The organism is Bradyrhizobium sp. ORS 375, from assembly GCF_000239775.1.
Taxonomy (GTDB): domain Bacteria; phylum Pseudomonadota; class Alphaproteobacteria; order Rhizobiales; family Xanthobacteraceae; genus Bradyrhizobium.
In genome coordinates this window covers 1-26,978 of sequence record NZ_CAFI01000203.1, presented here as the reverse complement: position 1 = coordinate 26,978, position 26,978 = coordinate 1, and the positions used below count along the sequence as shown (strand labels likewise).

The 26,978-nt window shown below is 65.5% G+C and carries 26 protein-coding genes and 1 pseudogene; 12 read left to right on the top strand and 15 right to left on the bottom strand.

Annotated elements, in window-relative coordinates; genetic code table 11:
- A pseudogene (locus BRAO375_RS38055) lies at positions 1-936 on the bottom strand (hypothetical protein); the annotation flags it as partial.
- A gap of 884 nt (positions 937-1,820) precedes the next feature.
- On the opposite strand from BRAO375_RS38055, the gene BRAO375_RS17410 reads away from it, so the two are divergent.
- Positions 1,821-3,713 (top strand): NACHT domain-containing protein, encoded by a 1,893-nt coding sequence (locus tag BRAO375_RS17410; RefSeq protein WP_035640791.1) that lies wholly within the window; start codon positions 1,821-1,823, stop codon positions 3,711-3,713.
- Between the two features lie 45 nt (positions 3,714-3,758).
- Here the strand turns inward: BRAO375_RS17410 and BRAO375_RS17405 are convergent, their stop codons facing one another.
- Positions 3,759-4,076 (bottom strand): hypothetical protein, encoded by a 318-nt coding sequence (locus BRAO375_RS17405; RefSeq protein ID WP_009028776.1) that lies wholly within the window; start codon positions 4,074-4,076, stop codon positions 3,759-3,761.
- Positions 4,077-4,167: 91 nt separating this feature from the next.
- On the bottom strand, positions 4,168-4,482 hold the full coding sequence (locus tag BRAO375_RS17400) for a hypothetical protein (RefSeq protein ID WP_009028775.1): 315 nt from the start codon (positions 4,480-4,482) through the stop codon (positions 4,168-4,170).
- A gap of 58 nt (positions 4,483-4,540) precedes the next feature.
- Between BRAO375_RS17400 and BRAO375_RS17395 the strand changes: the two genes are divergently transcribed.
- Both BRAO375_RS17395 and BRAO375_RS17390 read left to right on the top strand, forming a co-directional pair.
- On the top strand, positions 4,541-5,035 hold the full coding sequence (locus BRAO375_RS17395; protein WP_009028774.1) for an Lrp/AsnC family transcriptional regulator: 495 nt from the start codon (positions 4,541-4,543) through the stop codon (positions 5,033-5,035).
- Positions 5,036-5,171: 136 nt separating this feature from the next.
- On the top strand, positions 5,172-5,633 hold the full coding sequence (locus BRAO375_RS17390; protein ID WP_009028773.1) for a hypothetical protein: 462 nt from the start codon (positions 5,172-5,174) through the stop codon (positions 5,631-5,633).
- 90 nt (positions 5,634-5,723) lie between these two features.
- Here the strand turns inward: BRAO375_RS17390 and BRAO375_RS17385 are convergent, their stop codons facing one another.
- A complete protein-coding gene (locus BRAO375_RS17385) occupies positions 5,724-6,368 on the bottom strand; it encodes a glutathione S-transferase family protein (RefSeq protein WP_009028772.1) in 645 nt (214 codons plus the stop codon).
- Between the two features lie 87 nt (positions 6,369-6,455).
- Here BRAO375_RS17385 and BRAO375_RS17380 point away from each other — a divergent pair, with 87 nt between their 5' ends.
- On the top strand, positions 6,456-7,439 hold the full coding sequence (locus BRAO375_RS17380) for a helix-turn-helix transcriptional regulator (protein WP_009028771.1): 984 nt from the start codon (positions 6,456-6,458) through the stop codon (positions 7,437-7,439).
- A 177-nt stretch (positions 7,440-7,616) separates the two neighbouring features.
- Here BRAO375_RS17380 and BRAO375_RS17375 read toward each other — a convergent pair whose 3' ends face one another.
- From BRAO375_RS17375 to BRAO375_RS17360, 4 genes are all read right to left on the bottom strand, one after another.
- A complete protein-coding gene (locus tag BRAO375_RS17375; protein ID WP_009028770.1) occupies positions 7,617-8,114 on the bottom strand; it encodes a TPM domain-containing protein in 498 nt (165 codons plus the stop codon).
- A gap of 13 nt (positions 8,115-8,127) precedes the next feature.
- Positions 8,128-9,033, bottom strand: a complete 906-nt coding sequence (locus BRAO375_RS17370; RefSeq protein WP_009028769.1) for a TPM domain-containing protein — start codon at positions 9,031-9,033, stop codon at positions 8,128-8,130.
- A 15-nt stretch (positions 9,034-9,048) separates the two neighbouring features.
- Complete coding sequence (locus BRAO375_RS17365) at positions 9,049-9,660, bottom strand: LemA family protein (RefSeq protein WP_009028768.1); 612 nt, start codon at positions 9,658-9,660, stop codon at positions 9,049-9,051.
- Positions 9,661-9,829: 169 nt separating this feature from the next.
- Positions 9,830-10,099: a hypothetical protein gene (locus tag BRAO375_RS17360; protein WP_009028767.1), complete on the bottom strand. Its 270-nt coding sequence runs from the start codon at positions 10,097-10,099 to the stop codon at positions 9,830-9,832.
- A gap of 209 nt (positions 10,100-10,308) precedes the next feature.
- Between BRAO375_RS17360 and BRAO375_RS17355 the strand changes: the two genes are divergently transcribed.
- Complete coding sequence (locus tag BRAO375_RS17355) at positions 10,309-11,016, top strand: response regulator (RefSeq protein WP_009028766.1); 708 nt, start codon at positions 10,309-10,311, stop codon at positions 11,014-11,016.
- 3 nt (positions 11,017-11,019) lie between these two features.
- Entirely contained in the window at positions 11,020-12,372 is a 1,353-nt protein-coding gene (locus BRAO375_RS17350) for a sensor histidine kinase (RefSeq protein WP_009028765.1), read from the top strand.
- A 324-nt stretch (positions 12,373-12,696) separates the two neighbouring features.
- Here the strand turns inward: BRAO375_RS17350 and BRAO375_RS17345 are convergent, their stop codons facing one another.
- The 3 genes from BRAO375_RS17345 to BRAO375_RS17335 are packed head-to-tail and all read right to left on the bottom strand — an operon-like array spanning position 12,697 to position 15,412.
- Positions 12,697-13,710 carry an ABC transporter substrate-binding protein gene (locus tag BRAO375_RS17345; protein WP_009028764.1) on the bottom strand — a complete coding sequence of 338 codons (1,014 nt, stop codon included), beginning with the start codon at positions 13,708-13,710 and terminating at the stop codon, positions 12,697-12,699.
- Between the two features lie 38 nt (positions 13,711-13,748).
- Positions 13,749-14,615, bottom strand: coding sequence for an ABC transporter permease (locus tag BRAO375_RS17340; RefSeq protein WP_009028763.1), 867 nt, complete (start codon positions 14,613-14,615; stop codon positions 13,749-13,751).
- Positions 14,616-14,632: 17 nt separating this feature from the next.
- Positions 14,633-15,412 carry an ABC transporter ATP-binding protein gene (locus BRAO375_RS17335; RefSeq protein ID WP_009028762.1) on the bottom strand — a complete coding sequence of 260 codons (780 nt, stop codon included), beginning with the start codon at positions 15,410-15,412 and terminating at the stop codon, positions 14,633-14,635.
- A 117-nt stretch (positions 15,413-15,529) separates the two neighbouring features.
- Between BRAO375_RS17335 and BRAO375_RS17330 the strand changes: the two genes are divergently transcribed.
- On the top strand, positions 15,530-16,195 hold the full coding sequence (locus BRAO375_RS17330; protein ID WP_006609385.1) for a response regulator transcription factor: 666 nt from the start codon (positions 15,530-15,532) through the stop codon (positions 16,193-16,195).
- On the top strand, positions 16,170-17,576 hold the full coding sequence (locus BRAO375_RS17325) for a sensor histidine kinase (RefSeq protein WP_009028761.1): 1,407 nt from the start codon (positions 16,170-16,172) through the stop codon (positions 17,574-17,576). Before BRAO375_RS17330 ends, BRAO375_RS17325 begins: the two co-directional genes overlap by 26 nt.
- A gap of 137 nt (positions 17,577-17,713) precedes the next feature.
- Here the strand turns inward: BRAO375_RS17325 and BRAO375_RS17320 are convergent, their stop codons facing one another.
- Both BRAO375_RS17320 and BRAO375_RS17315 read right to left on the bottom strand, forming a co-directional pair.
- Positions 17,714-20,047, bottom strand: coding sequence for a xanthine dehydrogenase family protein molybdopterin-binding subunit (locus BRAO375_RS17320; RefSeq protein WP_009028760.1), 2,334 nt, complete (start codon positions 20,045-20,047; stop codon positions 17,714-17,716).
- A 253-nt stretch (positions 20,048-20,300) separates the two neighbouring features.
- Positions 20,301-21,176 carry a dihydrodipicolinate synthase family protein gene (locus BRAO375_RS17315; protein WP_035640784.1) on the bottom strand — a complete coding sequence of 292 codons (876 nt, stop codon included), beginning with the start codon at positions 21,174-21,176 and terminating at the stop codon, positions 20,301-20,303.
- A 439-nt stretch (positions 21,177-21,615) separates the two neighbouring features.
- Here BRAO375_RS17315 and BRAO375_RS17310 point away from each other — a divergent pair, with 439 nt between their 5' ends.
- Positions 21,616-22,710 carry a J domain-containing protein gene (locus BRAO375_RS17310; RefSeq protein WP_009028758.1) on the top strand — a complete coding sequence of 365 codons (1,095 nt, stop codon included), beginning with the start codon at positions 21,616-21,618 and terminating at the stop codon, positions 22,708-22,710.
- A gap of 93 nt (positions 22,711-22,803) precedes the next feature.
- On the top strand, positions 22,804-23,940 hold the full coding sequence (locus BRAO375_RS17305; protein WP_009028757.1) for a GGDEF domain-containing protein: 1,137 nt from the start codon (positions 22,804-22,806) through the stop codon (positions 23,938-23,940).
- 14 nt (positions 23,941-23,954) lie between these two features.
- Here the strand turns inward: BRAO375_RS17305 and BRAO375_RS17300 are convergent, their stop codons facing one another.
- The gene (locus BRAO375_RS17300; protein WP_009028756.1) at positions 23,955-24,884 is read right to left on the bottom strand and encodes a CobW family GTP-binding protein; all 930 of its coding nucleotides are present in this window, start codon (positions 24,882-24,884) and stop codon (positions 23,955-23,957) included.
- Positions 24,881-26,374, bottom strand: a complete 1,494-nt coding sequence (locus BRAO375_RS17295; RefSeq protein ID WP_009028755.1) for an amidohydrolase family protein — start codon at positions 26,372-26,374, stop codon at positions 24,881-24,883. Before BRAO375_RS17295 ends, BRAO375_RS17300 begins: the two co-directional genes overlap by 4 nt.
- A 17-nt stretch (positions 26,375-26,391) precedes the next feature.
- On the opposite strand from BRAO375_RS17295, the gene BRAO375_RS17290 reads away from it, so the two are divergent.
- Positions 26,392-26,598, top strand: a complete 207-nt coding sequence (locus tag BRAO375_RS17290) for a hypothetical protein (RefSeq protein WP_009028754.1) — start codon at positions 26,392-26,394, stop codon at positions 26,596-26,598.
- Positions 26,595-26,978 (top strand): gamma-glutamyltransferase (locus BRAO375_RS17285; protein WP_035640780.1); only part of this gene is annotated, 384 nt, incomplete at its 3' end. The genes BRAO375_RS17290 and BRAO375_RS17285, both read left to right, overlap by 4 nt.

Sequence of the window (26,978 nt, the reverse complement as noted above, 5' to 3'; positions counted from 1 at the left end):
CGCGCCGGCCATCGCGGCTGCGCTCGCTGCCGCGGCGGGGGTATTCGTTGCCGCGGCCGGACGCGTCGCCGGCGCCTCCGGCTTGGCCGCAGCGGCCGGCTTGGGCGAAATGTCTGGCCTGACCGCGGCCTCGGCCTTCGCGACCGGCTCCGGCTTCGCAGCGACCTCGGGCTTTGCCGTCGGCTCAGGCTTCACGGTCGGCTCGGACTTCGCGGTCGGCTCCGGCTTGGCGACCGGCTCGGCCTTGGCAGCGCTTTCGGACGTTGCGGCCGCCACAGGCTTGGTCGCCGTGTCCGCCTTGACCGCCATCTCCGGCTTTGGTGCCGTGGTCCCCATCGGGCCGATCTTCGGCGCGTTGGCCGCCAGCGTCGACAGCTTGGGCGTCTCGACCTTGAGCAGGTCACCGGCCGCAGCCACCGGCTTGACCGGCTCCGACTTGACCGGCTCAGTCCTGATCAGATCCAGAATGGTGGACGGAGACTTGGCAGCGCCCTGGCCGGCCTTGGCCTGCGCCGGCTTCGAGCCGACGGCCTTGGCAGCGTCAGGCTTGACCACATCGGCCTTGACCGACTCCGGCTTGGCCTTGTCAGATTTGACCAGGTCGAGCCGCTTCGTGTCCGGCTTCGCCGCCTCGGGCGCCGCCGGCTCGGCCTTCGCCTCGGTCTCGCTCCGGGCGCTCTCCACGACGACGAGCTCGGGCTTGGCTTCCGATTTGACGGCGGACAGATCGGTCGCAGTCGTCGCCGCTTCGGTCGGGCGGTCGGCGAGCGGAGCCTCATGATCGGGCGCGATCATCGCCTGTGCGACCGGCGCAGGGGCCGGCTCCGCGATCTGGACAACATCGGGGGACGCAGAGGTCTTCAGCGCCGGCTCAGCAGTGGCGATGCCCGGATCGGTCACGCCAAGGCTGGTCTGTTCGGCCTTTTGCTCGCTCACGTTCAAGTCTCCGGATGACGTTGAGCCCTTGGTAACCTTAGTTAGCGTTTGATTGATTGCCAAAATCTTACTTTTGCTGGGCTTACCTGAGTTTTAGGGATTCATCCGGGGCGGATTTGCGCCGACAAGGTGGAGCAGATGTGGCAAGCGGTGCCCGAATATGCGGCGCTCGCCAGCTTTCCTGCGCAGGACCAGCTTTTGCTGATCAGCACAGCGAGCAGCATGAGACGATCTCGCGGCACGATTGTGCCCGAGATAGTCCGGTGTGATCACCCTCCTGATTGAGAGGGCGCAGGGAAGACCGGGTATCGACTGATACCCGCGGCCCCCGTGCGGAAGAAAATGCACGGGGCAGGAACCACAGGCTCAGCCGGACAAACCCGGCCTTCCCTGCGCGATGGTGTTACGGCTGCTTCGTAGTCTCCCCGGTGCGCCGGGCGTTCTGGTCACCGTATCGCGACAACGCGCTTGCGCGCATTGCGCTGGACATCAGCATCGGGATGCCAGGACCCTACGACTTGACCGTCCGCATCCGACCTGCTCGCCGGCCCGCTTGCGCGAGCCCCAGGCCACATGCGTCCACCGCTCCCCGCCGCTACGCCTCGTGACGATCGGCCGACACGCCCCTCTTCATCGCAGGCGGGATGGCCGGGAGCATCGTTCTGATTTGCCCGACGACACAAGGCCGGAGTTGCCCGACGGAATGCGACAGACTGGCTCGACGGGCAGCTTGTGCATGAGGGCGATGCGGGAATTGCCCGTCGTGCTGTGGGGTCAACGCTGAAGCGTTGGACATCGACCGAATCATTGCCCTAAAGTTGCACCGTTTATTTTACGCCACCACTCATTACCATCACAAAATTTACGAAATAGGGGGACGTCGGATGCCGCTTGAACTGTCCTCTTTCCTGGCCAGCTTCGCATTCAAAAAAGTCGCAGACGCCTCGTTCCAAGCACTGACAAAGAACGTTCTTGGCCGCCGCAAACTGCAACTGCAAACAAATTTTGCAGATGTTCTCGGTGAGCGCATGTCACAGATTGCGACTGAAGTGTCGACGTGGTCCCATCAACTTGAGTTCATCCAACCGCAGGACGCGAAGGACCTGGCGCGACTATACATCGACCTGGACCTGTTTGTTGAGCCCGTTGCCGACTTGCCTGAATATCGCAATAAGAAGCGAAAAATACGCAGCATCCTGAAAGAAAGCCTCGATCACATCGTCATTCTCGGTAGACCCGGAGCAGGCAAGACAACGACCTTGAAAGCGATCGCAAACGCAATGCTTCACGGCCAATGGAGCAACAAGAGAGACGAGCTTTTTCCTGTACCACTCGTCATACGCCTGCGCGAAAAGGACAGCGAACATTCGATCTATCGACACATACTCGACATTCTGGCGATACATATTTTCGATGCGAACGGGGAGACCATCGAGCGAAATCGGGTTGACGAGCACACCGCCCGGCGCATGGTCCACAGCCTACTTAATGAAATCCCGCTCGTTTTACTCATAGACGGCTTCGACGAAATCAGACCGAGCGGGAATGCCGCGCAATTTAGCGCCAAGGACCGCTTCGCCATGGACTTTGGCGAACTTTGCATGAATGTAAAACGATCACTCCTCGTCCTTACTTCCCGGACCGCCGACTTCAACGTGACGATTCCAGGAGCGCACAGGTACGAGATCAGCAGACTATCTGAACAACAGGTCAAGCGATTTATTTCGAAGTACTTTCAGGACACGGCCATAGCAGAGAGGGTGAACGCAGAGCTAATCGAGAAGAAGCTGCTCGGCGCCGAGTTTATCCCGCTAACGCTTACATATATGTGCATCGTTTACCGAAAGTACGGTCGGATCTTCAACTCGCGGCGCGAATTGTACAACAGAATAATCGATCTCATGCTGGAGGAATGGGACAATCAAAGACTTGTTCGCCGATCATCCTCATTCGAGAAATTCGATTCATACGACAAGAAGCGGTTCTTGCGCCAACTATCGTACAGCCTAACGACCGAAGTCGGCGGGTATTATTTTTCGACTTCGACTATACGAGACTACTTCGACTCCCTGGTGGGCGACTACGAGGGATTAAAGAAGGGAGACTTTTACGCCGTATTGCAGGAGATCGAAACTCACACAGGGCTTCTCGTCAAAGCAGGCGACGGGTACATGTTCTCACATAGAACCATTCAAGAGTACCTGTGCGCGATGTACTTGTATGAAATCCCAGTTATACCCGACGACCTCGAACTCCTCGTGAGCATTCCCAATGAGCTTGCGCTGGCAACCTCCTTCAACGAGAACGCCACGCTTTATCTGTCCTATTTGGTATTGAATCGGTTCTGGGATCAAGGACGCGAATTCTTCGAGGGCCACTTCTTCGCAGCCTACTTCGATAGATTGAGGATCGAGCGACCGGCATTCAAGATCCATCCTTACCTGGGGCTTTCCGCCTTAGCGCTTTTCACAAGCTTCGTATCGGTCGATATGGAGCGGGACCTGATCGCTCATCACGACAGAAACGTTAGCAAGTTCTTCTCCTTCATCGAATCCGACGAAAAGCTCACTAAATCAATCGGTCTTCTCTCGGAGTTCTACAGAGTCGATCGCGAAGTTCCCGAAAAAGGTGTCGTCCTCCTGCGAAAGAAGGAGAGCTTCACTCCAGATCATGGTTTTCGCTCGGTAACCGTCGATCCGAGACTGCGATACAAAGAACCTGAAAAGATACTCTGTTCGTACCATTTCCTCGAGCTTTTTGGAGAAGCATCTCCATAGCTTGCCTGACATGACGAAGTCTGTGTCTGCGGGGGCCATCGCTATTCACCGACGGGTGCCCCGCTCGATGTCACCAATCCGTTCGTAGAGTTCCTTCACCGTGAGCGGCTTCAATCGGTCGGCTTGATCCCAGAGCCAGATCAACAGGTGCCACGGCGTCATCGCGCGTTCCTGGCCGAAGTGCTGCGCGATCTCGTCGTCGGTCAGTCGAAGTCCATACGTGTCCTGAAGTGCTCTCGCGAAATCGCCGCCATCGGCGCCCGCAACTCCGAGGTCGTGCACGACGTCCGTCTCGGGAGAGATGGATTTCGTGTAATTGGTGACGTCTCTGATGAAATCGCTAAACTCTTCGAAGGAGACCATTGAGGAGCCCTGGGGAGAGACGACGACCCGATCGATGCACATGTGCGGTGATGAGGCCGGTTCGGCCGCCGGGTGACCCGCACCGCGACGCCTACACACTACCTTCGTTCTCGATCACGAGCACGCGGGCCATCCCGACCGGATGCGCGACATGCTCGTCGCCTTCTTGCGCGTGAAAAATGTCGCCGACCTGGAGGGAGTGGACGACCGTGCCGGCTGCGGAGCGGGCGTGCATCTCCACCTGGCCGTCAAGCACGACGAAGACCTCGGGGCCGTCGTTGACGTGCCACTCATAGGGCTTGTCGGTCCAATGCAGCCGGACCGTTGCGGGGGACGCGAACCGTTCGATGTCCAGCGCATCCCACGCCCGACTTGCGGAAAACTCGCGTGGCACGATCTTCTGCACGAATCATGTCTCCTTCTTCCCGGAGAAGGTGATAGACCTTGAGGCGCTGGGGCGCAGCTTGCGCTTCGACGGAAAAGACCTGCCAATCGCTGTTTCGCGCCAATCCCTGTCTGCAATGGAAATCGATCGGACCAACAAGCGCATCATCGCGCTCCTGGAACAGAACGCGAGACTGAGCGCGGCAGCCATCGGGCGTGAGATCGGCCTGTCCCGGCCGGCGGTGCAGGAGCGTATCCTGGCGATGGAGCAGAGCGGCATCATCCAAGGCTATCATGCGGCGGTCGGCGATGCCGCCGGCCTCACCCGCGCGGTTCTGTTCGTCCGCATCGCCGAACGCCCCTGCGCCACGGCGCTGGCGTGGCTGTCGTCGCTGGAGGGCGTGGTCTCGGTTCTGTCGCTGGCCGGCGAATGGGACGCCCTGGCGACCGTGGCCTTGCCGAGCGTCGCGGACTTGTCGGCCCTCAATGACGCGATCGTGGCATCTCCGCTCATCAGCGAGTCCCGCAGCCAGATCGTTCTGCAGACATACGCGAAGCATGCCGGATCACGCTGACCGTTCTGGCCGAGAAAACCGTGCAGCGGCCTCTTGCTTTGGGATCGACCAGCAGAGATAGTCGGCGAGCTTGAACGCCCTTGGGTTGCAACACTACAAGCGACTTTGTTCTTCAGGTCATAGACGGTCACTCGGCATGAAGCCGCTTTTCATCGTGACGATCCTTATCCTGTCGCTTCTCGGCCGCTCGGCGAACGCCGTTCCCGCCGGGACGCTGCTGATCTCGGCCAAGGGTGCCTGCAGTCGCTTTTCCGTCTCCGACAAGAACTACACATGCGACAAGCTGTTGTATGCGGAGCTGCCGAACGGCCGGTTCGGCTACACGTTCGTCGTTCCCGGCGGGGTCATGACGCTGTTCGGCGGCCGGACCTCCCAGCCGGCGCCGGAGCGCTACACGTTGATCATCGACAAGATCGTGACCACGTTCGACCAGTCGGGCAAGACGGCCGACCTGCCCGCGACCGGCACCTGCGTCTTGTATCTCAGCGGCGACGGCAAGATCTTCCACGAGCTGCATTGCGACGTGAAAGGGGAAGTCGACCGGATCGTCATTGACTTCAAGAGCGACGGCAAGCCCGTCAGCGCAGATCGATTCTAGCCGGGCCGCGAAAGCTTCACGCCGCGGCGAAGTGAGCGAGACTTGCGCGCAAGGCCCCGCCTCGGCGGGACCTTGTTTGCTGCTACGGGATCAACCGCCCGCGGCGGCCGCATGTTGCGCGGCCATTTCGACATCGGCTGCGGTCACGCGCTGAAACGCCGGACGCGAGGTGATCCGCTCGGCATAGCCGGTGAACACGTCCGTGCGCGGCACGATGCCGAACATCATCGTCCAGTTCAGCGCGATGCCCCAGAGAATGTCGGCGGCGGTCAGGCGCTCGCCGAGCAGGTAGGGCCCTTTCGCGAGCTGCCGCTCCAGCGCCGACAGCATGGTGTCGTAGTCGGCATAGGGAGACTGTGTAACGGGCGCCGGCTCGCGCTTCATGAAATGGTCGATCACGGCCGGCTCGAACGAGGAGCCGTAATAGGCGATCCAGCGCAGATAAGGCCCGCGCAAGGGATCGTCGAGCGCCGGCGTCAGGCCGGCGTGCGGAAACAGATCGGCGAGATAGATGAAGATCGCGACCTGCTCGGTGACGATCTGGCCGCGATGGCCGACCGTCGGCACCTTGCCGAGCGGATTGATCGCGAGGAATTCCGGCTGGCGCTGCTCGCCTGCCTTCATGTTGAGGACGTGCAGATCATAGGGCGCGCCGAGTTCCTCGAGCAGGACACGGGCGCCGGCGGCGCGGGTCTGCGGCGAATAATACAGCGTGATGGTGTCGTCGGCGGTCATGGTGGCTCCTCCCGTTGCCGGCTGCGATGGCCCGACTTGTCGCACGGCATACCTGACAATCCATGTCAGGTATGGTTTAAGAACGGCATGCGCGCGAGCCGGCTGCTCTCAATTCTTACGACGTTGCAGGCCAAGGGTCAGGTCACGGCGCCCGAGCTTGCGGAGGCCTGCGAGGTCTCGGTGCGCACGATCTATCGCGACATCGATGCGCTGTCGGCCGCAGGCATTCCCGTCTATGCCGAGAGGGGCGCCGAAGGCGGGTTCCGGCTGCTCGACGGCTATCGCGTGCGGCTCAACGGGCTGTCGCCGGCGGAGACCGATGCGTTGTTCATGGCCGGCCTGCCCGGCCCGGCCGCGGCGCTCGGCCTCGACGATGCCATGAGCGCGGCGCAGACCAAGCTCGTGGCGGCGCTGCCGCAAAGCCTGCGCGCCACTGCCGGCCGGATGCAGGCGCGCTTCCATCTCGATGCGCCCGGCTGGTTCGGCGAGGCCGAGGAGCCGGTGCACCTGCGCGCCATCGCCGACGCCCTGCTGCGCGAGGTCATGGTCGACATCCGCTATCAGACCTGGCGCACCGAGAAGCGCCGCCGCGTCGCGCCGCTCGGCCTCGTGCTCAAGGGCGGCAGCTGGTATCTCGCCGGTCAGGTGGAGCGCAGTGTGCGGACCTATCGGGTCGCGCGGATCCTCGATTGCACGGTGACGACCGAGAGCTTTGCGCGGCCCACTGATTTCGATCTCGCCGCCTATTGGCGCGCCGCGACGGAGCGGCTCGAAGCGGAGATGCATCCGAACGCGGCGACCGTGCGCCTGTCACCACTTGGCGTGAAACTGCTGGAGGTATGGAGCCAGCCTTACGTGCGTGCCCGCACCCGCCTCGCCGACGACGCCGATGCCGACGGCTGGCGCATCGCCACGATCCCGACCGGCACGACGCTGTGGCACGCCGCGGGTGAGCTGCTGCGCTTCGGCCCGGAGGCCGAAGTGCTCGACCCGCCGGAGCTGCGCGCGAAAATGGCCGAGTTGGCAGGGGCGATGGCGAAGCGCTACGGCGCGGCCGCGACCCCGGTGTAAATTGTTGCGCCCTGCCTTCTCCGCGTCATTGCGAGCGCAGCGAAGCAATCCAGGGGCGTGGGCGGGACTCTGGATTGCTTCGCTGCGCTCGCAATGACGGGGTGAGAGTGGTGCGCGCTCTCATCCAGCCGGGGTGAGTGCGAACGGCCGGCGTAGCCGCAGCTGGTGCAATCAGAGCTACATCACCACCGGCGCGTCCGGTAGTTCGTTCGTCTCGCCGGCGTGCGGCGGATAATGCTTGGCGAGCTCGCGCGACACGGCAGCGATGCCCTGGATCACGCCCTGCTCAAAACGTCCTGCGCGAAACTCGGCCTCCATCGCCCGGCAGATCGTCTCCCAGCCCTCCGCGCCGACGCGGTCGTGGATGCCGCGGTCGGCGACGATCTCGACGTCGCGGTCGGCGAGCAGGAGATAGATCAGGACGCCGTTGTTATCAGCGGTGTCCCAGATGCGAAGCTGTGAGAACACGTCGAGCGCGCGCTCGCGCGGCGGCTGGTTGCGCCACAGCGGGCGGCCATCGAGCGCGCCTTCGACCACGAAGCGCACCTGGCCCGCATGGGTGCGCTCGCCGTCCTTGATGGCCTGCTCGATGCGCGCGAGCACATCGGGCGTGAAGATGCGCTTGAGCTGCCAGTGATGGTGCAGGAGGTGCCGGCCGATTCGTGCGATGCTCATCGTGCGCGCCCCCTCACCAGCTGCCCGAGGCGCCGCCGCCGCCAAAGCTGCCGCCGCCGCCGGAGAAGCTGCCGCTGTCGCTCGAACTGCTGCTGCCGCTGCTCCAGCCCGATGACGACGGGCCGCTCGACCAGCCGCCGCGGCGGCCTCTGCCCGGCCCCGACATCGAGGCAAAACTGTCGGCGATGAAAGCGATGATGAAGCCGGCGATTCCCGACAGCGCGGCCAGCCCCACCGATCCCACCATCAGCCAGGCGATCACGCTCATCGCGCCCCCCGTCGCGAACGAGCCCAGGAGCCGGCCGAGCAGCGTGCGCAGGATGCCGCCGATCACCAGCGCGCCGAACAGCGCCACCGGCGCGAACGACGTGATCGAGTCGAAATCGAGGTCGTCGCCATGCGAGGCCTGCGGCTGCGGCACCGGGAGCGGCTCGCCGTTGATCACGCTGATGATCCGATCGACGCCGGCGTCGATGCCGCCGGCGAAATCGCCGGTGCGGAATTTCGGCGTGATGACCTCGTCGATGATGCGGCGCGCCGTGACGTCGGTCAGGCTGCCTTCGAGCCCGTAGCCGACCTCGATGCGCAGCTTGCGGTCACCCTTCGCGATCACCAGCAGCGCACCGTCATCGATCTTCCTGCGGCCGATCTTCCAGGCCTCGGCGACGCGGATCGAGAACTGCTCGATCGTCTCCGGCTGGGTGGTCGGCACGATCAGCACCGCGACCTGGCTGCCCTTGCGGGTCTCCAGATCCCTGAGCTTCTGCGTCAGACTGGCGATATCGGACGACGACAGCGTGCCGGTCTGGTCGACGACGCGGCCGGTGAGCTGCGGCACCGCGACGTCGGCCCACACCAGCGTGGCGAGGCAGACGACGAGCGTCGCAAGCAGCGCCTTGACGGCCGGCAGCGCGCGCATGAGAGGACGCCCCGGCTACTTGGCGGGCGCGGGCGACGGCGCGTTGAAGTCGACCTTGGGCGCGACCGAGATCTCGCGCTCGTTCTCGACCGTGAAGTTGGCCTTCTCCTTGTAGCCGAACATCATGGCCGTCAGGTTGTTCGGGAAGGTGCGGATGCCGACGTTATACTCCTGCACCGACTTGATGTAGCGGTTGCGCGCCACGGTGATGCGGTTCTCGGTGCCTTCGAGCTGAGACATCAGGTCGCGGAACAGCGCATCGGATTTCAGCTGCGGATAGTTCTCCGTGACGACCAAGAGCCGGGACAGCGCTCCGGTCAGTTCGCTCTGTGCCGCCTGGAACTTCTGCAGCGCCGCGGGGTCGTTGACGACATCGGGCGTCGCCTGGACGCTGCCGACCTTGGCGCGGGCGTTGGTGACGCCGAGCAGCACGTCCTTCTCCTGCTGCGCAAAGCCCTTCACGCTGTTGACGAGGTTGGGCACGAGATCGGCGCGGCGCTGATACTGGTTGACGACCTCGGACCAGGCCGCCTTGACCTGCTCGTCATTGGTCTGGATGGCGTTGTAGCCGCAATTGGTCAGGCTCAAGGTCATGAGCGCCGCCAGCACGGTCAGCAATCTCCGCATCGCAATCTCCCCCATCATCGGCCGCCGCGCGGGGAACCGGGTCCGCGCGCGGCATTGCCTTGCAGGGGTCAGATAGGCGACATCGCGGCAAATTGAAAGGCTGCGAGGAATGCCGGCGGCGCCTGCCGCCTGCAAGCGCGATGCAATCGCCTGCCGCGTCTCGCTCGCCTCAGCGCGTGTAGGTGCTGCTGCGGCTGACGGTGCCGCCATACGGACCGGTGGTCGTTCCGGTGTGGGTGCAGGTGCCGCCGGCGCAGGTGGTCTGGCCACTGTTGGTGACGACGCCGCCGCGCGGGCCGGTATAGGTGCCGCTATGACTGCGGCTGCAGCTGCCGCCGGCACAGCCGCCCGAGGCGGAGGTCGACCACGTGCCGCCGCGCGGACCCATGCCGCCGCCGCTGCGCGTCCAGGCGTTGGCAGCCGAGGTGCCCATGGCCATCACCATGGCGGCGAGCGCGACGGCCGCGAACGAGGTCCGAACTGAAAGCATCTGTCTCTCCTGTTACATCACCAGCGCCTCACGGCGTGAGCAGAGCCTCGCCCATGAAGTTTGCGGGCGGTTTGCAGGATAAGGCGGCCATGTAACGATTTGTAACGGTGTCCTGGCCCGGGTTGCCCGGCGCGGCCCGGTGTCCTTAAAACCATCGGATGGACAGCCGCCCCCATCTTCTGGTCATCGAGGACGACATCGAGATCCGCAGCCTGCTGCGCGACCATCTCGCCCGCGAAGGCTTTCGCGTCGATGTCGGCGACGGTGGGGCTGCGCTCGACCGCTTTCGCACCACGTTTGGCGATCCCGACCTCATCGTGCTCGACATCATGCTGCCGGGTGAGGACGGGCTGTCGATCTGCCGCCGGCTACGCGCGGCCTCGCGGGTGCCGATCCTGATGCTGACCGCCAAGGGCGACGAGATCGACCGCATCGTCGGCCTCGAGATGGGCGCCGACGACTATCTGCCCAAACCGTTCAGCCCGCGCGAGCTGGTGGCGCGCATCCGCGCCATCCTGCGCCGCGCCGAGCCGGCGCCGCTCGAGAACCGCCGCTTTCTCGTCAATACCTCTCTGACCGTGGATCTCGACAAGCGCGAGATCGCGCATGCGCAGGACGGACCGCTGCCGCTGACCAGCGCCGAATTCGAGCTGCTCGGCTGCTTCCTGGCCAGGCCGAACCGCGTGCTGTCACGCGACCAACTGATGGACTGGACCCGCGGACGGCAGGCCGATCCGCTCGACCGCACCATCGACGTGCAGGTCAGCCGATTGCGCAAGAAGATCGAGCGCGACGGCGAGGACGAGCTGATCAAGACGGTGCGCAGCGCCGGCTACATCTTCACCGGCTCCGTCAAGGAGCTGTGAGCCGTGCTCGGGCGTCTCGGCTTCGCCGGCCGGCTGATGGCGATCGTGCTGTTCGCGCTGATTGCGCTATGGGCGGTCGGGCTCGGCTGGCTGTTCCTGAGTGAATCGCGCGAGGAGATCTTCAGGCGGCTGTTTCCGCTGCCCGAGCAGGTCAGCGCCATCGTCCAGCTGATCGAGAGTGCCGCGCCGGCGGAGCGCCCGCTCATTCTCAAGGCCGTCAGCAGCGCGAGGCTCCGCGTCACCCTGACACAGGAGCGGCCCGAGCCTTCGCCTGAGACGATGCGCCGGCCGATCGCCGAGCAGTTCCTGACCCTGTATCTACAGTCGCTGCAGCCGCGCGACGTGATCGTGCTGCGGTCTCGCGTTGGGCTGCCGCGCTGGCGCGACTGGCACATCGGCGATTTCTGGCGCAACGCCAACCGAACCGTGCGCTTCGCCGTGTCGCTGCACGACCGCGACTATGTGGTGTTCGAAGCCAACGGCGCCCCGGGCGCGCGCCTGTTCGGGCTGCCGCCCGGGTTCGGCGTTGGCCTGCTCGGCGCGCTGATCGGCATCGCCGCAGTCATCGCGATCGCGCGCGAGGCGCGGCCGCTGCGCCAGCTCAGTCGGTCGGTGGCGCAGTTCAGCAGCGATGCCACTGTCGCGCATGTGACGCCGGCTGGCGCGCCGGAGATCCGCAAGCTGATCACGGCCGTGAACGACATGCAGACCCGCATCTCCGAGCTGGTGCGCGGCCGCACCCTCTTGCTCGGCGCGGTGTCGCACGACCTCAAGACCTACATCACGCGGCTGCGGCTGCGCGTCGAGCGGCTGCCGGAGCAGGAGCAGCGCGACAAGGCGGCCGGCGATCTCGACGAGATGACACGACTGCTCGAGGACGCACTTGCGGTGTCGCGCGGCGGCTTCGCGGCGATCCAGCGCCAGCCGGTCGATCTCATGGCGATGCTCGTGGGGATCGTGGACGACCGGCGACAGACCGGCGCCCGGATCAGCGCGGAACTCGGCCACGCACAGCTGAGCGTGCTCGGCGAACCGACCGCGCTGCGGCGGCTGTTCATTAATCTGATCGAGAATGCGCTACGCTTCGCGACGCGCTGCACCCTGCGGGTGCTGCCGGACAAGGCCATCGTGATCGCCATCGACGACGACGGCCCGGGCATTCCGCCCGATGCCCGCAACGCGGTGTTCGAGCCGTTCTTCCGGCTCGACAACTCGCGCAGCCGCAGCACCGGCGGCAGCGGGCTGGGGCTCGCCATCGTCAAGCAGATCGCCGACGCGCACGGCGCGAACCTGGATCTATCGACTTCGCCGGAAGGCGGCCTGCGGGTGAGCATCGCGTTTCCGACGGGCGGCTGAGACGCAGGCAAACTCTCCAATTGGGCCGATCTCTACCGGCACGGGTGCTGCAAACCTCTCCCCGCTCTTTGCGGGGAGAGGTCGGATTGCGCAGCAATCCGGGTGAGGGGCATGGCACAAGCGGAGCCCAGCTCACGTCCATCGGACGGGCACAACGGATGCGCCGACGAAGGCGCGCTAGCTATTCAAATGAGGGAAGCACGCCGAGATCAGATCAGCGCAAATCAGTAGTACTTCCCGCGCCGCTGCCCCTCACCCCGACCCTCTCCCCGTAAGAACGGGGAGAGGGAGAGCACCGCCGCTGCGGCTCCGCTTGCGAAAGTATCAGCTGCCCTTCCTGTCGCGCAGCTGCGTCACGAACATGTCCTGCCAGCTTGCCGGCTTGACCTTGATCGAGCCGACGCCGTGCATGAACTCGGCGATCTTCAGCACGCCTTCCGGCGTGGAGGAGAACCAAGTGTCCTTGTCCTGCAGCATCTCCAGCACCTCCTCCTTGGTGGTCTTCACCTTGGCGGTGCGGGCGTAGATCTCGGCGGCGGCGGCCTTGTCGTTGGCGATCAGGGTGCAGGCCTCGTCGAGCGCGTCGAGGAACGCCTGCACGACCTTCGGATTGGCGTCGACGAAGCGCTTCGGCGCGAACACGACGTCCATGGTGAGCCGTCCGAGCACGTCGGCGGAGTTGGCGACGCGGCGGATCTTGGAATCCTTCAGCTCGATGTAGGAGAACGGCGGCGAGGTGAAATGCGCCGTGATCTCGGTCTTGCCCGAGGTCAGCGCCGCCACCGCTTCCGGATGCGGCAGGCCGACGGTCATCGGATCGAGCTTGGCGTAGTTCTCCTTGCCGAACTCCTGCGCCGCCATCATCTGCAGCATGACAGCCGACAGCGAGGTCTTGATGCCCGGCAGCGCGATCTTGTCGCTCGGCTTGAAATCCTTCAGCGACTTGATCTCGGGATTGTTGGTGTTCATCCACAGCGAGGTCGAAGAGAGCCCGCTGACGCCGACCACCTCGACCGCAGGAATGCCCTTGGCCTTGGCCCACAGCGTGATGAAGCCGGGCGCGCCGGTGCCGGCGATGTCGAGCGAGCCGGCCATCATCGCGTCATTGATGATGTTGCCGCCGTCGAGCAATTGCCAGCTCACCTTGAACGGGCCGAGCCCGGCCTTCTCGGCCTGCTTCTCCATCAGCTTCTGATCCTCCATCACGATCAGCGGCAGATAGAGGATGCCGTAGCCCTTGGAGAGGCGGATCTCCTTGACCTCGGCCTGTGCGGCGGTGGCGCCGAGCAGCGCAGTAAGGCCGATCGCGGCGGTTGCGAGTGATTTGCTCCAGGACATTCTCGTCTCCCTCTCGTTGTTGTTGTGGTTATAGCCGATCAGTGCTGCATGCCCCAGCGCCGCACCGTCTTGCGCTCGATGGTGGCGAACACGACGTTCTCGACGACGAGGCCGATGAAGATCACGGTGAACAGGCCGGCGAACACGTTCGCCGTCTCCAGCTGGTTGCGGTTCTCGAAGATGAACCAGCCGAGGCCGCCGGAACCAGAGGACACGCCGAACACCAGCTCGGCCGCGATCAGGGTGCGCCAGGCGAAGGCCCAGCCGACTTTGAGGCCGGTGAGGATCGCAGGAAAGGCCGCGGGGATCAGGATGAAGCGCACCAGCTTCAGCCCGCGCAGGCCGTAGTTCAAGCCGACCATGCGCAGGGTGTTGGACACCGAGCGGAAGCCGGAATGGGTGTTGAGCGCGATCGCCCACAGCACCGAGTGGACCAGCACGAAGATGATGCTGCCCTTGCCGAGGCCGAACCAGATCAGCGCCAGCGGCAAGAGCGCGATCGCCGGCAGCGGGTTGAACATCGAGGTCAGCGCTTCCAAGAGATCAGCGCCGATCCGCGAGCCGATCGCGATCGTGGTCAGCACGGCGGCCAGCGCGATGCCGACGCCATAGCCGATCAAGAGCGTCTCCAGCGATACCAGGGTGCGCGCCGGGATCACGCCATTGGCGATGTTCTCGAAGAAAGCCGAGAGCGTGTCGGTGAAGGTCGGAAACAGCAGGGAATTGCCGAGCCAGAGGCCATAGGCCTGCCACAGCGCGGCCAGCGCCACCAGGATGATGGCCTTGCGGACCGCACCGAAGCGATAGATGCGCTCCAGCCAGGACAGGCTCGCCTCGACCTTGACGTCGCCGAGGGGCGTGTCCGCATTGACGATTTCGGGGCGCAGCGCCAGCGTTTCGCTCATGATCTCTCTCCCGTCCCTCAGTGATGGCCGAACAGCATGTCGTTGATGCGCCCCTCGAGCGCGACCTGCTCGGGCGAGCCCATCGTGCCCGGCGGCACGCTGTTGAGCTCGGCGCGGACGCGGCCCGGATGCGGCGACAGCAACAGGATGCGCGAGCCGATCTTGATCGCCTCCTCGATCGAATGCGTCACGAACAGCACGGTGAAGCGGGTGTCCTGCCAGAGCTGCAGCAGCTCGTCCTGCATCTTGCGCCGGGTCAGCGCGTCCAGCGCGGCGAACGGCTCGTCCATCAACAGCACGTCCGGCTCCATCGCCATGCCCCTGGCGATCGCAACGCGCTGCTTCATGCCGCCGGACAGCATATGCGGATAGGAATCGATGAACTTGGTCAGGCCGACCTTGTCGATATAGGATTTGGCGCGCTCCTGCGCCTCATCAGCGCTCAGCCGGCCACTCGCGGTCAGCGCGAACACGACGTTCTCGCGCACCGTCTTCCAGGGCAGCAGCTGGTCGAATTCCTGGAACACCATCATGCGATCCGGGCCGGGCTCGGTGACCTCATGGCCCTTGAGGCGGATGCGGCCTTCGGTCGGCTTCAGATAGCCGCCGATCGCCTTGAGAAGGGTGGATTTGCCGCAGCCGGACGGGCCGAGCAGCACGAAGCGGTCGGCGTCGAACACCTTGAAATCGACGCGATAGGTCGCGGTCACAAGCGTGTCCGGCGTCTTGTACTGGAGCGTCACGCCCTCGACGGAGAGCAGTGGCTCGAACTGGGATGGTGTCTGATGGACGGTCATGCGTCCTCCCCTCTATATTGCAGTGCGAAAATTCGCCTGGTGCACTTCGGCGCCCTTATGCGAAGTGATAGAGGAGGAGACTGACGCGAACCTGACTCCGGGACTGAGACCACGACCTTGCGCATCCTGCTGGTGGAAGACACGCCCGAGATCGGCGCCGCCGTGACCAGCCGGTTCGAGCGGATCGGCTACGCCGTCGACTGGGAAAAGGACGGCCGCACCGCGAGCGAGCTGATCGAGGTGCAAACCTATGACCTGATCGTGCTCGACGTGATGCTGCCGAACATGGACGGCTTCGCCGTGCTCAAGCACTTGCGCAAGCGCGGCCTGCGCACGCCGGTGCTGGTGCTGACCGCGCGCTCGGCGGTCGACGACCGCATCGGCGCGCTCGACCTCGGCGCCGACGACTATCTGATCAAGCCGTTCGACTATCGCGAGCTGGAGGCCCGCGCCCGCGCCCTGCTGCGTCGCGCCGCCGGCCAGTCCGATAATTTGCTGACGCTCGGACCGCTGGTGATCGACCGCGCCGGGCGCACTGCGAGCGTGGCCGGCCAGCCGCTCGACCTCACGCGCCGCGAGCTGACCGTGCTGGAGATCCTGGCCGCCCGTCCCGGGCGCTACGTTGCCAAGGACGAACTGGTCGAGCAGCTGTTCAGCTTCGACCAGGATCCGAGCCCGAACGCCGTCGAGCAGTTCATCGCGCGTCTCAGGCGCAAGCTGGCGGCGACGTCCGTCGAGATCAAGACCGAGCGCGGCCTTGGCTATCAGCTTCACGCTTCGTGACCTCAGGACGTCGCTGCGCGCGCGGCTGCTGATCGCGATCGGCGCGATCCTGGCCGTCGGCGCGGTCGTGCTCAGCCTCGCCGCCTGGCAGTACGCCGCGACGGCCGCGCGCGACGCCTATGACAAGCTGCTCGCCGGCGGCGCCGTGCAGATCGCCGAGAACATCTACATGCAGGGCGGCGTGGTGACGCTCGATCCGCCGGCGGCGGCGTTTGCGACCTTGTCAGCCTATGATCTCGTGTTCTACCGCGTCACGGATCCGCGCGGCGTCGTCGTCGCCGGCTATGACGACCTCACGATCCAGGCACCTAAGAGCACGCTGCGCGAAGGCGTCGTGCTGCGCGACGGTGTCTATCGCGACCAGCCGGTGCGCATCGCCGCCGTGGCGCGCCGGCTCGACGGTGCCCCCGGCGACGGCTGGAGCGAGATCGTGCTGGCGCAGACCCTGCGCGCCCGTGATGCGCTGACCTGGGATCTCGCGTCGAAAGCGATCGGCCTGATCGCGGCGATGAGCCTGCTGGCACTGGTCGCGACCGCTCTGTGCCTGCGTCTGGTGTTCGCGCCGCTGACGCGCATCGAGGCCGAGATCGTCAAGCGGCGGCCGGATGATCTCAGCCCGATCCCGATCACACCGCCGCGCGAGGTCCGCGCGCTGGTCGGCGCCATCGACGGCTTCATGCAGCGCCTCGCCGAGCGCATCACGCTGATGCAACGTTTCATCGCAGACGCCACGCATCAGCTGCGGACGCCGCTGGCGGCGATCGACGCCGAGGTCGAGCTGCTGAGCGACCAGACAAGAGATCCGAAGGCGCTCGACCGGCTGCGCGGCCGCATCTCCGATCTGGCCCGCCTCACCAGCCAGTTGCTCGATCATGCCATGATCCAGCACCGCGCCCAGGCACCTCGCCTCGCGCCGACCGACATCAACGCGCTGGCCAAGTCCGTGCTGTCGCAGAGCGTGCCGCTGTCGCTGGACCGCGAAGTCTCCGTGAGCTTCGTGGCATCCGACGACGAGGTCGTCGTCACAGCCGATGCCATCAGCCTGCGCGAGGCCCTCGCCAATCTGATCCACAACGCGCTGGCACATGGGGCGAAGACGCGGCTGATGGTGAAGGTGGAGCGGACAGCGGAGAGTGTCGCGATCGTCGTCTGGGATGACGGGCCGGGCATCGCGGCAGACGACCAGACGGGACTGCTGGTGCCGTTCCAGAAGGGCGCTGGCTCGCACGGCTCCGGGCTCGGACTTGCGATCGCCAACGAGGTCGCACAGGCCCATGGCGGCCGCTTATGCTTCGACGGTGGAGCAGGTGATTTCAGGGTGAGGCTCGAGCTGCCGAGCAGCGACCGCGTAGCTGATCCGTCCCCTATCAGACCCAAGTGAAGAAACGTCGAGATTAGACTCGAGCTGCCGCTCCGAAGCCAGTGCGCTCCCCTCCCCCTTGCGGGGAGGGGGGCGCAGCGTGCTTGTGGTAAGGGCTCGGATCCAAAGGGCTCTGCAGAAGCCGCTGTGCTCCGGACTTACGCCGCCGCCTTCTTCGCCTTCGCATCCCGGATCGCGGCCCACACCTTTTCCGGCGTCAGCGGGGTCTGCAAATTGGTGATGCCCAGCTCGAACAGCGCGTCCATGACGCCGTTGGTCACGCAGGGCGGGCCGCCGATGGCGCCGGATTCGCCGCAGCCCTTGGCGCCGAGCGGGTTGGTCTTGCAGGGAGCGGAATCGTCGAGCGTGACCGTGATCGGCGGCACGTCGTCGGCGCGCGGGATGCAGTAGTCCTGATAGGTCGCGGTCAGCAGTTGGCCGTCGGCATCATAGGCGACGTTCTCGTACAGCGCCTGGCCGATGCCCTGGGCGACGCCGCCATGGATCTGGCCAGCCACCAGCATCGGATTCACCGCGACGCCGACGTCGTCGACCGTGGTGTAGCGCACGACGCGGCTGATGCCGGTGTCCGGATCGATCTCGACCTCGCAGATATGCGTACCGTTCGGCCAGCTCGGACCATCGACCTCGCCCTCGCTGTCGACCGACAGCTTGGCGCCCTGCTCCTTCTGCGCAACGTCGAACAGGCTGATGCGGCGGTCGGTGCCCACGACGGTCAGGACGCCATCGCGATACTCGATGTCCTCGACCGCAGTCTCCAAGAGGTTCGAGGCCTTCTCGCGCGCCTTCGTGATCAGATCGTTCGACGATACCGCGACCGCCGTGCCGCCGACGAACAGCGAGCGCGAGCCGACGCTGCCGAAGCCGGTGGCCAGATCCGTATCGCCCTGCACGACGTCGATCTTGTCCAGAGGGATGCCGAGGGTATCGGAGATCATCTGGGTGTAGGTGGTCTGCAGCCCCTGCCCCATGGCCATGGTGCCGGAATGCAGGATGACGCGACCTTCGGACGTCGCATGCAGAGACACCTTCTCGGTGTGGGCGCGACCGCCGGTCCATTCGATGTAGCTGGTGAGGCCGCGGCCGTAGAGCATGCCGCGCTTCTTGGCCGCGCGCTTGCGCGCGTTGAAGCCGTCCCAGTCGGCGAGCTTGGCGGCGCGCTCCAGCATGTGGGCGAAGGCGCCGGAATCATACACCTGGCCGACGGCGTTGGTGTAGGGCAGCTGCGCCGGCTTGATGTAGTTGGCTTTCCGGATGGTGCGCGGATCGATGCCGATCTGGCGCGCGGCGGCGTCGAACAGCCGCTCGACGATGAACACCGCCTCGGGGCGTCCGGCGCCGCGATAGGCGCCGACCGGCGCCGTATGCGTCATCACGGTCTTCACCTCGAAATGGACCAGCGGCAGATCATAGACGCCGGTCTGCACGAACGGGCCGAGCACCAGCGGAATGATGTTGGCCGCACCTGAAGAATAAGCCCCAGTGGCGCCGATCGAGCGCACGCGATAGGCCAGCACCTTGCCCTTGGCGTCGAGCGCGAACTCGGCCGTCGAGGTCAGGTCGCGGCCATGGGTGCCGCCGACGAACTCGTCGGTGCGCTCGGCGCGCCACCGGATCTTCTTGGCAAGCTTGGTCGCGGCGTAGGCGACGATGCCGTCCTCCGGATACAGATTGGTCTTCTGGCCGAAGCCGCCGCCAATGTCGCCGACCAGCACGCGCACGCTCTCCTTCGGCCGCTTCAGCACGGCGTCGGCGAGCACGTCCCGGGTCGAGGCCGGGGTCTGCGACTGCACGTATAGCAACAGCCGGCCGGTCTTCTTCTCGATCTCGGCGATGGTCGAGCGCGGCTCCATGGCCGACGGCACGAGGCGCTGGCTGTTGATGTCGAGCGACACCTTGTGCGGGGCGCTGGCGAAGACGTCCTCGACCTTGGCGGCGTCGCCATAGCTCATTGCGGCGACGATGTTGTCGGGTGCCTCGGCCCAGACCACGGGCGCGCCCGGCTCGAGCGCCTTGACCGGGTCGGTGACGGCCGGCAGCACCTCATAGTCGACGGCGATGGCTTCGGCGGCTTCCTGCGCGATCGCGCGCGAGGTGGCGACCACGGCCGCGACGGCTTCACCGGTGTAGCGCACGACCTCATGCGCGAGCAGACGGCGCGGCGGCACCGTCATCGGCTTGCCGTCGGGACGCTTGAAGATCGCCAAGGTCGGAATGGTGCCGATGTCGTCGGCGACGAGGTCCGCGCCGGTGTAGATGGCTTGCACGCCCGCGATCTCGCGCGCGGCGGCGGTGTCGATCGACAGGATCTTGGCATGGGCATGCGGCGAGCGAAGGACATAGAGCCAGAGCGCGCCGTCGTCCGGCTTGTCGTCGATGAACTGCCCCTTCCCGGTCAGCAACCGCTGATCCTCCAGCCGTTTGATCGGCTGGCCCGCACCAAATCGCATATTGTTGGGAAGAATGTTCATCCGGGAATCCTTGGCAAGTTCAATGTAATTGCATGGGGTTTTAGCGGATTTGCTGCCCGACACAACCACCGCCGTCATTCCGGGGTGCGCGTAGCGCGAGCCCGGAATCCATAACCGCGAACCGGAGTTTGGCAGCTCGACGTCTCCGAGCCTGCCCAAAGTAAGGGACACAGCGTATGGATTCCGGGCTCAGTCCTTCGGGCTGCCCCGGAATGACGGTGGAGAAAGCGGAGCAAAAGCAGCCGCCTGAGTCTCACCCCAGGTCGCGCAACACCTCTTCGACGACCTTGCGCTGCTCGGATGTGAGCGCGGCTTGCGGCGGCACGGGGTCGCCGACGTCGTAGCCCTGGATCGACAGGCCGGCCTTGATGCAGGCGGCGAGATTGAACCGGGCGAACGCCTCGTTGACGCGCCACAGCTTCTTCTGCAGCGAGAGCGCATCGTCCCAGCACGAGGCCTTGCACAGATTGTAGAGCTCCACGCTCTGCCGCGGGATGATGCAGGCAGGGCCTGCCATCCAGCCATGGCCGCCGATCAGCATCACCGCCGCGGGGATATGCGACGACGCTGCAAACACGCGGATGGCATCGCCGCAGCGGTTGATGATCGACAGCAGCCGGCCGGTGTTGGTCGAGGCGTCCTTGATGTAGTTGATCCGCGGATGCTCGGCCAACTGCGCGATGACGTCGAGCGACAGGTCGGAGCGCTGGAACTGCGGGTTGGTGTAAATCACGACGGGAATGTCGACGGCGTCGGCGATGGCGCGGAAATAGGCCTCTATCCCGGCGTCATTCACCGGGAAATAGGCTTCGAGGACGGCCAGAATGCCGTCCGCGCCGCGCTTCTGATAGGCCCTGGCCTGCGCCACCGCGTCGGCGATGGCGGTCGAGGCCACGCCGGCAATGACGGGAACGCGGCCCTGCGCCGCGTCGATGGTCGCTTCCACCACGGCCATGCGCTGGGCGCGGTCAAGATAGGCGAACTCGCCGGTGGAGCCGAGCGGCGTCAGGCCGTGCACGCCCGCGTGGATCAGGTCATCGCACAGCCGGCCGAGCACCGCGGTCCTGATGGCGCCGTCGGCGCCGATCGGCGAGGCGAGATACGGGAAAACACCATGAAAATCGGTCATCTGGCCGGTATAGCGGCCGGGCCCGCTCGTCCGCAAGCCGATCGCTTGGGGCTCTCTTGCCTCGGAGCTGGGCGCGAGGCGCGGTCGCGAGATACGCCGATCGGCCCAGGAACTCACAACGTCTCCAACAACGGACGACGGGGTTCTGATACCGCGTTAAACACTGCTTTAAACTTGTTCTTCATCATCATCCCAGCCGTCGAGCAGGCGCAATCACGAGGTCGGACGCAATTTCAGATTGCATTCCGCTGAACTGGCGATGGCGGTGTCATGGTCCAAACACGGCAAAAATGGCTCATTACTTCGCCATTTTCAGTCATTTTTCCGCCGAAATAGACGACTACTGTGCCACGTGGAAAGAGTTAGTACGAGTGCTCCAGCGTAAATTCGCCGTAGGAATTTCGATCGGAGACGAGGGAAACCTGCAGCGAGTGCGACCATGAAGACGCTTTACGATTTACTCGGAGCTCTTCCGGACGATGACGCTGAGGACATCCGGGCTGCCTTCCGCAAGGCGGTCAAGGAGAGCCATCCCGACATCAATCCCGGCGACCCTGACGCCGCGCTGCGCTTTCGGCAGATCGTCCGCGCCAACGACATTCTCGGCGACAAGGAGCAGCGCACGGCCTATGACCGCCTGCTCGGTGCGGCGCGCGAAGAAGAACGCCAGGATTCGAAGCTCGCCGTCGCCGCCAAGGTCCACAAGGTCGCATCCGGCGTGATGGCGCTGGCAGGAGCCTCGGCGGTGGCGCTGACCGGCTACCTGCTGTTCACGCACATGTCGGCGGCCTCGGTTGCGCAGATGAAGCCGATCGTGGTCGCGACCAACAAGGTCAAGCCGAACGAGGTCCCCGCCAATCCGATCGAGAGCGCATCGGCTGCGCCGATCACCGTCGGCGAAGCGGCGGCAAGTGCCGGCGGCGACGCGACGCCCAATCCGGCGAATGGCAATTCCTCGAGCGCCGCCGTCGCCAGCACCAACAGCGGAGAGCCGCTGCCGCTGCGGGCGGGCAAGGTGGACGCGGTCTACACCGCCGAGCAGGAGCATCCGGCCTGTGCGCAGGGAGCGACGGCGCCGTGTCCGTCCGACGCGGCGACGCAGCCCGGCAGCACTGCCTCGAATGAGGCACGCGCCTATCACGACCGCGGCATGGCCTCGTTCCAGAAGGGCGACTTCGCCGCCGCGCTGACCGATCTTGATGCGGCGATCCAGCTCGATCCGCGCTATCAGGAAGCCTATATCGACCGCGGCATCGTGTTCTATCGCATGCGCAAGTTCGACCGCGCCTTCGCCGATGTCGCCGCGGCCAAGCGGATCGAGAAGACCAACCGCGCCGTGCTCGACGCGATGGCCAAACGCCAGCCGCTCCGCCCCTTGAAGCTCGAACCGCCCAAGACCGAGGCGAAGGCGGACGCGAAGCCGGAGGCCCCGAGGGTCGAGACGCCGAGAGTCGCCACAGCAGCGCCCCTGCCGGCGCGGCTGTCGACGGCGACGCCTGCCTACGCCACCAGCGACCCCAGCCGGGCGCCGTGAGCGATTGACGAAGATTTAAGGTAATCGCGAAGCTCGCCTGCGCGAATCGTCCTCGCCCATCAACTGTTAGGAAAGGTGTCCCATGGTGGTGCCATGGGACATGGGCTGCTTGCAAAATTCATCCATCCGAACCCGGCGATCCGGCGCGAGCTCGTCGATCTGCTGTACACGTCTCTGCCACAAGTCATGTCGATCAATGCGGCCGCCATCACCGGCTCGGTGACGCTCGCGGTCCTGCATCGTGATCCCGGCTACATCGCCATCGCCTTCGCGATCATCGTCAACGCGATCGGTCGCGTGGTCAGCCTGCTGCGCTACAAGCAATATTCGTCGCGCCTGACCGACCGCGACGTGATCCTGTGGGAGAAGGTGTATGCCGCAGGCGCCGCCGCCTTCGGTCTTGCGCTCGGCGCCCTGACCTTCCGCGCGTTCCAGCTCAACGATGCGCCGGGCGCGTGGATCGCATTCGGCCTGTCGATGTCCTATTGCGTCGGCATGGTGTCGCGCGCGGCGATCCGGCCATGGGTGGTGCTGACGGCGACCGCAGTGCTGTTCGCACCGACGCTGGTCGCCGGGCTGATGCGCCCCGAATTGCCCTATCAGCTCGGCGCCGCGATGCTGGTGCTGTTCTGGTTCTCGATCCGCGAGGCGTCGCGCCATCTCAGCACCGCCTTCATCGAACGCCTCGAGGCCAAGCACGCGCTGGCCCGCCAGGCCAACCACGATTTCCTCACCGGATTGCCGAACCGCGCGGCCTTTCTGGCCGCGCTGGAAGGCGCGATCGGCAGCATCGCGATCATCGCCATCGACCTCGACGGCTTCAAGCCGGTCAACGATCGCCACGGCCACCACGCCGGCGACGACCTGCTGCGTCAGGTCGCGGCGCGGCTGTCGAGCTGCGTCGGAGCGGACGGCCTCGCCGCACGGTTCGGCGGCGACGAGTTCATGCTGCTGAAGCCGGTCGTAGGCGGCGCGCAAGCGCGCGACGAAGCCTTGCGGCTGGCGCGCGACGCCGTGCGCGCGCTGTCGATGCCGTTCCTGCTATCCGACATTCCCGTCATCATCGGCGCCAGCGCCGGTCTGCTCGTCAACGATCGCCCGCTCACGAGCGATGCGGTGGACGAGCTGCTGCGCCAGGTCGACAGCGCGCTCTATGCCGCCAAACGCGCCGGCGGCGGCGGCTGCACCTGGGTCGACGCCGAAAGCGGCGCCTTGCGACAAGCGAGCTGAGCGCAGCGTCGAGCTCAGGAGAGGATGACGCCGCGCAGCAGCGCGTCGATCTCGTCGCCGTCGAGCTCTCCCTCGCGTCCGATCAGCACGAGCTGCGCGGTGAGCCCATTGGCCGGCGGCACCGGCGATGGCGCGAGGGTGCCGCGCGTCGCCACCGACTGGAACAGGATCGGCTGCGCCGGGTGCTCGGTGAACAGCAGGACGCCCTTGATCCGCAGCGTGCGCGGCGCGAGCTTGCCGATCACTTGCTGGAAGCGAGCCAGCGACAGCGGCGCCTGAGACGTCCATGTGACCGTCGCGAACGGCTCCGATAGGACCGGTCGCTGAGGCGGCACCGCGCGCGGCTCACGCAGGTCACGGCTGAACAGCAGATCGGGTGCCACGACGCCTCGCGCAATCTCGAAGATCGACGATGGCTGCTTGAAGCGACCGACGACCGCGCGAGCCGCGTCGAGCGCGGCGCGATCGAGGAGGTCCGATTTGGTCAGCAGCACGAAATCCGCGGCGCGCAGTTGCGAGCGCCACAAGGCGTCCTCGGCAGCATCTGGATCATCATGCAGCCGCTGCGGATCGACCAGCGTCACCACCGTCTCCAGCGGCGCGACCTTGAAGATCACAGGGTCCATCAGGTTGCGGATGATCTCGGCGGGATCGGAAATGCCGGAGGTCTCGATCGCGATCGCATCCGGCGCCGGGTCGCGCTTGATGACGGACGAGAGCGTGCGCAGCAGGTCCCCCTGCAGCGAGCAGCAGATGCAGCCGTTCTTCAGGCTGATCGCCTCCTCGGTGACGGAGCCGAGCAGTTGCGCGTCGATGTCGACCGCGCCGAAATCATTGACCACGGCGGCGATGCGCCGGCCATCCGGATGGGCGAGCAGATGATTGAGCAGCGTCGTCTTGCCGGCGCCGAGCGCGCCGGCGACCAGCAGGACGGGGACAATCATGACAGGACGGGCCGGCGCACCGGCCGTCCCGGCCGGGCGTCGCGCACGAGATCTCCGTTCGCGACCACGGCGGCCCCATTGACGAGCAGATGCCTGACGCCGTCGGACGGACGGTTCATGTTGAGGAAGTCCGCGCGGTCACGCAGGGTGGCGAGATCGAGCACCGCAATGTCGGCGTCGCAGCCGGCCTGAAGCCGGCCCTTCCTGCGCATCGCCGGCGTCGACGGTTCCAGGATCTGCGCCGGAATCAGCGTGCACTTGGCGATGCCGTCCATCAGCGACACCGTCTTGCGCTCGATGACCCATTCGCGCAGGAATTTCGTGAACGTCGCCGACGAGCGCGGATGCGACACGGCATCATCCGGCAGCGGCCAGGCATCGCCGGTGTAGTCGGTGCCATTGGACAGGATCCACGGCATCGCATCGGAGGCGATCGCGCCGCCCGGAAACAGCACGGAGACGTCGAGCAGATCGCGGTGGCGCTGGTTGGCGGTGACGTCGAGGAAATGGATCAGGACCAGCGCGCCGGGATCTTGCTCCTGCCGTTTCAACAGCTCGTCGCGGCTGCCGAGGCGGTGACGCTCGGCGACCATCTCGATCGCGTCGTAGCCGGTGCCCATGCGCTGGCAGAAGGCGGGATCGGCGAAGAAGCCGGCGCCGACCACGGTCGAGCCGGTGCCGTAGGGATAGGCTTCCGTCGTGACTTTCAGGCCCTGCTTCTGCGCGGTCTGCACCAGCTCGGCGCAGCGCTCGACGTCCTGCAGGCTGGTGCTGTTGAAATGACAGATATGCATGTGGGCGCCGGTGGAGCCGGCAAGCCCGATCAGCCGCGTGTAGGCGTCGACCGAGCTGCGCGGGTCGACGTTGGACATGTAGGCGATGTGCGTATAGGTCGGCACGTCGTGCTGGGCGGCGAGGCTGCACAGCTCCGACAGCTCCTTCATGCCGGTGCCGGGGGCATAGGCATTCGGGAAGGCGATGCCGAGGCCGCCCTGCTCCAGCCCCTGCCTGGTGCGCTCGACGATCTCCGCCGTCTCGGCCGGCGTGGCGACCTCCTCGACCCAGCGCTTGTCACGCGTCGCCTCGCCCATGCCGGCGATGGTGGAGGCGGTCTGCTGCGTCGTCATCGTGGCGATGCGCGCGAACACCCAGCCCGCCGCGGCGCCGTAGTTGAGCGTGCGGCCGATCGCCTCCTGCTCATCATACCAGCGTGCGACCGGCATCACGCCGATCTCCAGCTCGAGCGTCGTGGTGACGCCGTCGAAGGCCTGCATCCGGTCGGCCGGCAGCGACTGACCATGCGCGTGCAGATCGATGAAGCCGGGCACGACGGCAAGGCCGGCCGCGTCGATCACCTTGTCCGCGGCGCCAGCGACGTCGCCGACGGCCGCGATCGCGCCGTCCTTGATGGCGACATCAGCCGTCGCGTCGAGCCGGGTTTCCGGGTCGAGCACGCGACCGCCGCGAATGATCAGATCGTAATGGGACATGCCGTCAGCAGGCTCGCATGGTGGAACTGGTTGCAGGCCTAACACAGATGATCGGCGATGAAAACGAGACGGGGGAGATCGATGCCCTCCGTTCCGCGCATGACGGCACTTATCAGTTCGTCGGCGCCGCGATCCTCTTTCCTCCTCGCGTCAGATCGGTCAGGATCGAAGACCGCGCGCGGCCTCGGCCGCGCGCCACAGCGCAGACCGGAGATCTTGCATGACGTCCATGGACGCGCGGCGCATCGCCCATTTCAGCTGCGAGAAGCAACCGGCCTCCGGCTCGCGCGGCATGGTGGTGACCAACCATCCGCTCGCATCCAGCGCCGGCGCCGAGATGCTGATGCGCGACGGCAACGCGATCGATGCCGCCGTCGCGGCGCTGTTCGCGTTGACCGTGGTCGAGCCGATGATGGTCGGCATTCTCGGCGGCGGGCTCTCGCATATCCGCCTGGCCGACGGCCGCCACATCGTGCTCGACGGATTGAGCACCGCGCCATTGCGCGCCACACCAAGCATGTATGATCCGGTCTCGGACGAGATCGCGCTGGCGCGCGAGACGCGCGGCCGTTGCAACGTCGTCGGCGCGCTCGCCGTCGCCGTG